The following is an 8,382-nucleotide window of genomic DNA, read 5'->3' on the forward strand; positions in this document are numbered from 1 at the left end:
AATGATCCTATTTACCAGAATACACGAAATTTCGTTTGGAGTAAAGATAATCCATACTTCTTTACGGGTTCTGCAGGAGAAGGTATCGGTGGACCGCACATTGGATATGATATGGTTTGGCCTATGAGTATTATGATGAAAGCTTTTACCAGTCAAGATGACGAAGAAATAAAGACATGTATAAAAATGCTGATGGATACAGATGCAGGTACAGGATTTATGCATGAATCGTTTCACAAGAATGATGCTACCAATTTTACCCGTGAGTGGTTTGCATGGCAAAATACATTGTTTGGAGAGTTAATTATAAAGTTGGTAAATGAAGGAAAAGTAGAGCTATTGAATAGTTTGTAGTATTAGCCTCAAAATAGATTAGAGTATTAGAATACAATTATTAGTGTAATCATAAGTAATTAGTTTTTTAATCCCTGCAGCATAGTAAGTTGCAGGGAAAATTTTCGACCTATCGCAATTTGTTAATTTAAGTAATAGAAGATTAATTAAGATTAATGATTAAAGAAATCCCCAAAAACTAAATTCAAATTTTAAAGCATGAATAAACAAATGAGCAAATTATTATTGTTTATTGGTTTAATATTTTCGTTTTCCTTTTGTGAAATAACTGCAAAAGCAAATGAAAAAGCCAGTATAACGGAACAATCTGAGCAACAAATATCAATTAGTGGTATTGTTAAAGATAGTTCAGGAGAGCCTTTAATTGGAGTAAGTATTCAGATTAAAGGAACTACCAATGGTACCATTACTGATATTGATGGTAAATTTTCAATGACCTGTAATGAAAATGATATTCTGTTATTTTCATACATAGGTTTTAATAATCTGGAAGTAAGAGCGGGAGATAATGCATTCCATGATATTGTGTTGGAAACAGATTCTGAAGCCATTGATGAAGTTGTGGTGATTGGTTACGGAACAACTACAAAAAAGCATGTGATTGGTGCTGTTGATAAAGTAGGTGAAAAGATGATGAAGGACAGACCTGTTGCCAGTGTTTCACAAGCTTTACAAGGTATGTCACCCAGTCTTACCATTCAGCAACGTAGTATGAATCCAAACGATAACTCAATGAATATTAATATTCGTGGTATTAGCTCCATGAATAATAATGACCCATTAATTGTTATTGACGGAATGATCTCAAATGACGTTCAGGCGATGAATAAGATTAATCCCAACGACATCGAAAATGTATCTATTCTAAAAGATGCCGGAACTGCTGCTATTTATGGTTCAAGGGCAGCCAATGGTGTTATCCTGATCACTACCAAAAAAGGGAAAAAAGGTATGAAACAGGTCATCTCTTTTAACTCTTCCATTGGTACACAAAATCCGGAAATTTTAATACAGCCAGTAAAAGGATATCAAAATGCATTGTTGCGCAATGATTCATATGTAAATGCAGGTTTGCAACCAATTTATTCGCCTTCACAAATAGCTGAATTTGCTAAAGGAGACAGCGAATGGGGATATGAAGCTATAATGAAAAATGCATTACAGCAAAATTATAATATCAATGTTCAGGGAGGATCCAGCACAACTACGTATAATGTGTCTTTTGGCTATTACGATCAGGAAAGTAATTATAAAGGACAGGATTTTGGTATTGGCAGATATAATTTAAGGAGTAACATTGTTACTGAAATTAGCAAGCTAAAGCTAACTACATTATTGTCTTACGACAGACAAGAAGGACGTTCTGACAGAGGTGGTCTTTGGTTATCCGATGCGATGCGTGTTCCTAATTATATGATGTATGATCTTTATCCTGATGCAGATGGTAAATACTATAATAACGCTATTACCACCAATGGAAACATGTTGGCATCATTGTATCACGGAGGTTTAACAACTACAGATAATGACCATTTTCAGGGAATTGTTTCTGGTGAGTTAGAACTTATTTCAGGTCTGAAAGCTAAAGCAGTTATTGGCTATGATTTAAATACAGATCATAGGTTTATTAATAGAAAATGGTATCCTGTATATGATTATATTAACAGAAATGATGTAGTCAATCAGGCAGATGATAAGGAATTTCATCAGGAAGATTATAATTCTAAATCAACCATGCTTAATACGCAGTTTCTTTTAAACTATGATAAAACATTAGGAGCACATCATATTTCAGGATTAGTTGGTTACACAACAGAATCTTATCGTAGAAAAGCAAATGAAATAAAGCGTTTTTATGTAGATCCTGATTTAGGATTGGATACAGATGAAACAATTTATGACACTGGTAGTTATAATTCACCCCAGGCTACTACCGAAAGAGCGCTGCATTCCTATTTGGGAAGACTTTCGTATTCATACATGGATACTTATTATTTAGAAGCAAGTGCGCGTTATGATGGATCTTCTAAATTTGCAAAAGACAACCGCTGGGGATTTTTCCCATCAGGAACTGTGGGTTGGAGAATCTCAGAAGAAAGTTTTTTCAATTTTTATAAAGATAAAATTGGTGACTTAAAATTGAGAGCCTCCTATGGATTATTGGGATCGCAGTCGGTTAATGATTACCAGTTTTTAACTACCTACGATATTTATAATAATCAGTATGGTTTTAACAATTCAAGTGTTACAGGTACAGGGTATACCTATGGAAATGAATTGTTATCATGGGAGAAAACAAGAACCTTAAACCTTGGGTTTGATGCAATATGTTCTAATAATCTTCAGGTAACTTTCGACTTTTTTAACAAGAATACAACCGATATTTTATTAACGCCTCAAACGCCAAGTACTTTAGGTGGAGCAGTGCCCAGAGCAAATATCGGAGAAATGCGAAACAGAGGTTGGGAATTGACTTTATCTTATAATCTTAAACATTCAGGATTTGCTCACTTCTTTAGCTTTAATATTGGTGATTCTTATAACGAGGTGGTTAAGTATGGAGATCAGTCTATTGCAGCTTCCGATGAAATTGAACGCTTAATTCGTGAAGGAGTGCCATACTATAGTTACTATGGTTATAAAACAGATGGTTTATATAAAAATCAGGATGAAATCCGCAATTCAGCAACATTTATTGGAGCCAACCTTCAACCTGGAGATGTGAAATATGTGGATCGTAATGAAGATGGTGTTATTGATGATAATGACAGATATATTTTAGGAAATGCATTTCCAAGATACAATTACGGTTTTACATATAACGCAACATGGAAAGGCTTTGACTTTAATATGTTATGGCAAGGTGTTGGTAAAAGGGATATGGCTTTACGTGGCGAAATGATAGAACCATTTCACGGCAGTTATTACTATGTTATGTTTGAGCATCAGTTAGATTATTGGACTCCGAATAATACAGATGCTAAATATCCAAGGTTAATTAATAATGCGGCATCTTCATCGTACACCAATAATTACGGACATGGTTCTGACCGAAATTTATACAATGCAGCCTACCTGCGTTTAAAGAATGTACAACTAGGTTATACTTTACCAAAACGACTTGTTCAGAAAGTCGGGATGCAAAAATTTCGTTTGTATGTGACAGGTCAAAACTTGTTAACATTCACCAAAAATAAGTTTATCGATCCGGAATCTACAGAGTTTGGAAATAGTATGAATGCAAGTGGTGCAAATAGTGGACGAAATTATCCAACATTGAAATACTATGGTGGAGGAATCGATATTGAGTTTTAGTAACCTTTAATCAATAGTAATAATGAATAAAATATTTAAAGTATATATCATAATAAATGTACTCATCTGTATGTTGTTATCTGCTTGTGTTGATTTGGATGTGGAGCCAACAGATAAATTTACAGATGAAACATACTGGACATCTCCTGAAAAAGCCTCGTCGCTTTTGAACATGGCGTACCGACAAATGAATAGTGCGGGTAACATATTTCGTAATGAGAGGTTAAGCGATAACCTTTATAATGGTTATGGAGGAGACGATGTGAAGAATATTGTTAACGGACAAGCTAATGCTTCAACTAATCTATTTAATAATGTTTGGGGCGATTTGTATTCTGGTATCAAAACAACACATACGTTTCTTGAAAATGTGGATCGTGTTGATATGGATGAAGATTTGAAAAACAGAATGAAAGCCGAAGCGCGTTTTATTAGAGCCTTTTTATACTTTCAACTAACCAATTGGTATGGCGATGTGCCATTCTTTACGCAGGATATTGATTTGGATCAGGCCAAAAGTATCGGAAGAACATCTCAGGCTACTATCGTACAATGGATTCATGAAGAACTGGAAAGTATTTCAGAAATTCTTCCAACGAAAGAAGAATATGCAGATGAGGACAGAGGACGAATTACATGCGGAGCTGCCATGGCCTTTAATGCCAGAGTTGCCTTAAACTTTAACGATTGGAATAAAGTGAAGCTTTATACTGAAAAATTGATTAATGGAACATCTTATGGATCCTATTCATTGCATCCAAATTATCAGGAAATCTTCCTTAAGGATTATGAATATAATGACGAGATTATTTTAGATATTCAATATGTGCCAGAGGTTAAAACATGGAGCGAGATATCAGTTTATGTTCCTTTTAGCTTAAATCTTGTTCAATATATTATGGCTTGTCCTACTCAAAATTTAATTGATACCTATTTAATGCTTGATGGTAGCAAGTGGGATGAATCGAAAGATGCATACGAAGGTCGCGATCCAAGAATGGATATGACTATTGTACGCAATGGAAGTATAATGGAGCAAAAGGATGGAACCACTTACGTTATAAATGTTGATCCTAACGATCCTGATAATAATACCAATGATATCATTGGTCGTGAGAACGGAAGTCAAACAGGTTATTTCTATCGTAAATATTATGATTCAAATCCCAATGCATGGACAGCAGGTACTTCATGGTCTTGTAATATCAACTTTGTAACCTTACGTTATGCCGATGTTTTATTAATGTATGCCGAAGCTATGAATGAGTTGGGAGAGATGGATGCTTCTGTATGGGATTTAACAATTAAGCCTATTAGAGAGCGAGCAGGTTTTGAAACAAGCTCAGCAGCATTGGATTTTCCTTCAGGTAACTTACAACAAATTATCAGAGATGAAAGAAGAGTTGAATTAGCCCTTGAAGGTACCCGAATATATGATATCCGTCGATGGAAAATTGCTGAAGTTGTACTAAACGAATCACTACGAGGAGCTAAATTTAATTTGGTTGGTGGAGAAGCGGATTACTATTCTTTTAATGAAAATTCGTTTAATAAAGATCGGGATTATTTATGGGCAGTGCCACGTCAGCAGCTTATCATCAATCCAAATTTGGGCCAGAATCCCGGATATTAATCAAATTGTAAAATCAAATAAATATAATGAAACATTGTTTTAAAAGTGTTCTGCTTTTTACCAGGAGTTTCATCATGTAACTGAAAGAAAAAATTAAACAAATGAAGAAAAATATATTTTTTGCATTAATCGCATTGATCACATTATTCACAAGTTGTGAGGAAGATAATGATTTTAAAGATGTAACAGTAACAGCTGTTAAAAATCTGTATGAGCCGGTTAACGATAAATATGTCGTACTACAGTCTGTATCAAATGTGTATTTCGAATGGGAAAAAGCCTATGCCGAAGATAATAGTGTGGTTTATTACGAGATATTATTTGATACTCAGGACGGGGATTTTTCAGATCCAATTTATGTAGCTTCATCAGACAACAGAGGGTTAAGTACAGGAGCTACAATGACTACTAAAGTGCTTAATAACATTGCTGCTTTAGCAGGAGCTGGAACAGGTGAAGAAATTACATTAAAATGGGCAGTACGTTCAAACAGAGGTTTAAACTTTGTTTTATCTGAAGAGACTCGTTCTTTAACCGTTGTTCGATTAATTAGTATCGAGAGTCTTCAGGCTGGTGAATTACTATACATTACAGGTGAAGGTTCAGAAGATGGTCAGCAGTTTAAGAAAGTGGAAGAAGGAAGTTCCACAATTTTCGAGATGTATACTCAGTTAGAAGCTGATAAACCTTATCACTTTTATTCTGATTTAGCTGGAAATCAAAGAGTATTTGCAGTAACAAATGAGGGAGATAAATTTAATGAAGTAACTAATTCAACGGTGCCTGATGTTACAGTTAGTGAAGGAGGTGTTTACAGAATCAGACTCGACTTTGAAACAGCAAGTGTAACTTTTGAAAAAATTGATAAGCTTGAAATACGTATTAGCTGGACTTCGGCCTTAGCTGAGTTTACTTATGCAGGTAAAGGTGTTTGGAAACTAATGGACTATAACGTTCAATTAACATCTACTTCGTGGGGATTTGACGAAAGGTATAAAATTGTATTTACCATTGATGGACAAAATGAAGAATGGGGACAGTTTGGACCATTTTATGATAACAGACCAGACATTGACAGACCTGGTTACAGAGATATGAAAGTAACAGGTACCGGACAGTGGGAAGGTGATCACTTTAAATTCCCTGAACAATTGTGCGATGGTGATAACTTAAACCGTTATACCTGTGATGTAACCATTTATATGACTGCAGATATTGAGAATTACACACACGATTTTGATAATATTAGAGAATAAATTTTAAGAATTTACCGCCTTGATCTTTAAGATTAAGGCGGAATAAAAAATATGTTTATGAAGAATCTTATTTTAAGTATTTTTTGCGCTCTTATATTGTTTTCATGCGATACTTATGAGGATGAATATATTGAGGTGAATTTATTTCCTGAATATTCGTGGCAATCAGCAGTAGATAGCAGTACAAATGCATTTGTGAGTCGTTACTGGAACTTAACGCATCATTGTTTTAATAATACTTTTGATGGAGAAGTACAGTGGAATGATTATTGGCCGGAAGCACATGGACTGGATGTTCTTGTTGATGCTTATGTGAGAACCGGAAATGCTGAGTATAAAGATGTAATCTATGATTTTTATGATGGTGTAAGAGCAAAAAATTACTACAGTGATAATTGGGAAGGTAATTTTTATGATGATATGGGATGGCATTGTCTTGCTCATATGAGAGCTTTAGAGGCCACTAATGACGACAGATATGCTCAATCTTCGAAAGATTTATGGAAATGGATTACAGAAGGCTGGTCTGATTACGAAGGTGGAGGTATCCAATGGAGAATTGGTTCTGATGATTTGGGTGATTCTAAAGGTATACCAGCTAATGGTCCTGCTTGTATCATTGCAGCCCGAAGATCTCAAAAATATCCGGATGAAGTTGTAAATGGTTTTACAGATTTTGAATGGGCACAACGTATTTACGAATGGATTAAATATAACAGAACAGTATTATCAACGGGAAGAGTTTATGAGGAGTATGATAATAGCAATGGTGATTATTCTTATGATGTAGGTACTTTTATTGGTGCTGCCCTCGAGATGTATAAAATTACAAACGAAAAGGTGTATCTTAACGATGCCATAAAAGCTGCGGATTACCACATATCTTCTAATATCAATTCCAATAATAGAGTGATGAGAGACTACGGAGAACAGGCTGGCGATGGCAGAGGTCATGATGTGAATTTATTTAAAGGAATTTTTGTGCGTTATTTTACACAATTAATTCAAAATCCGGATTTGCCGGAAATGGATCGTAACAGATATGTTAGATTTTTGGAAAATAATGCCAATTATTTATGGACATATGGAACTCAAAAATCACCGGTTATTAAGTTCTCTTATACATGGTGGTTAACTCCTGAAGAAGATGTGGTTTGGGGTGATTTACGTTCGGCAATCAGTGCTGCAACAACTATTGAAGCAATGGCTCTTCTTGAAAAAGATGGATATTTGAATTAGGTTAAAAATATTAGAATGACAATGATTAGATTATTAATATTATAATCTGATCATTTGTCTTTTTATAGAGTAGGTAGAAAATATGGGTAAAAAAATAATTAAAATAGTTTTTATAGGATTAATCATAGGTTTGGTTAGCTGTTCAAAACCATTAGTCAATCAGCATCTAACTGATTATGTTAATCCGTTTATTGGAACAACAACTTTGTGGGATAGTACTGATTTAGGTTTTCAGCCTACACGCCGGGCATGGGGAGCCGAGGCTTATCCGGGAGCAACATTACCAAACTCAATGGTGCAGGTAACACCTGTAACGCAATGGCGTAGTGGTTCCGGTTATCAGTATGAGGATACGGTGATTTATGCATTTGCCCATACGAGCAAGGGTCATTGGAATCTTTGTTATGCGCCTTTTATTGGAGTTTCCGGTCAGGTAAATCCATCAAATTATAGCTCAGCTTATACTCACGAAAAAGAATCGGCTGCACCAGGATATTATCAGGTGTATCTTGATAAATATGATATTAATGCCGAAGTGACATCAACATTACGATGTGCATTTCATAAGTATACATTTAAGCCCGG

General features: G+C 34.9%; 5 protein-coding genes and 1 pseudogene. All 6 read left to right on the top strand.

Annotation, left to right across the window (positions count from 1 at the left end; genetic code table 11):
* Positions 1-354, top strand: a 354-nt coding sequence (locus tag OM075_RS23640; RefSeq protein ID WP_301193030.1) for a glycoside hydrolase family 125 protein, incomplete at its 5' end; no start/stop codon positions are given.
* A 210-nt stretch (positions 355-564) separates the two neighbouring features.
* Positions 565-3,669: a SusC/RagA family TonB-linked outer membrane protein gene (locus tag OM075_RS23645; RefSeq protein ID WP_301193031.1), complete on the top strand. Its 3,105-nt coding sequence runs from the start codon at positions 565-567 to the stop codon at positions 3,667-3,669.
* 22 nt (positions 3,670-3,691) lie between these two features.
* Positions 3,692-5,302: a RagB/SusD family nutrient uptake outer membrane protein gene (locus OM075_RS23650; protein WP_301193032.1), complete on the top strand. Its 1,611-nt coding sequence runs from the start codon at positions 3,692-3,694 to the stop codon at positions 5,300-5,302.
* Between the two features lie 101 nt (positions 5,303-5,403).
* On the top strand, positions 5,404-6,558 hold the full coding sequence (locus tag OM075_RS23655) for a SusE domain-containing protein (RefSeq protein ID WP_301193033.1): 1,155 nt from the start codon (positions 5,404-5,406) through the stop codon (positions 6,556-6,558).
* A 57-nt stretch (positions 6,559-6,615) separates the two neighbouring features.
* Positions 6,616-7,797 (top strand): glycoside hydrolase family 76 protein, encoded by a 1,182-nt coding sequence (locus tag OM075_RS23660; protein ID WP_301193034.1) that lies wholly within the window; start codon positions 6,616-6,618, stop codon positions 7,795-7,797.
* Between the two features lie 82 nt (positions 7,798-7,879).
* Positions 7,880-8,382: pseudogene (locus OM075_RS23665) on the top strand (GH92 family glycosyl hydrolase); the annotation flags it as partial.

Origin of the sequence: Plebeiibacterium sediminum (assembly GCF_026013605.1) — a bacterium.
Classification (GTDB): domain Bacteria; phylum Bacteroidota; class Bacteroidia; order Bacteroidales; family Marinilabiliaceae; genus Saccharicrinis; species Saccharicrinis sediminus.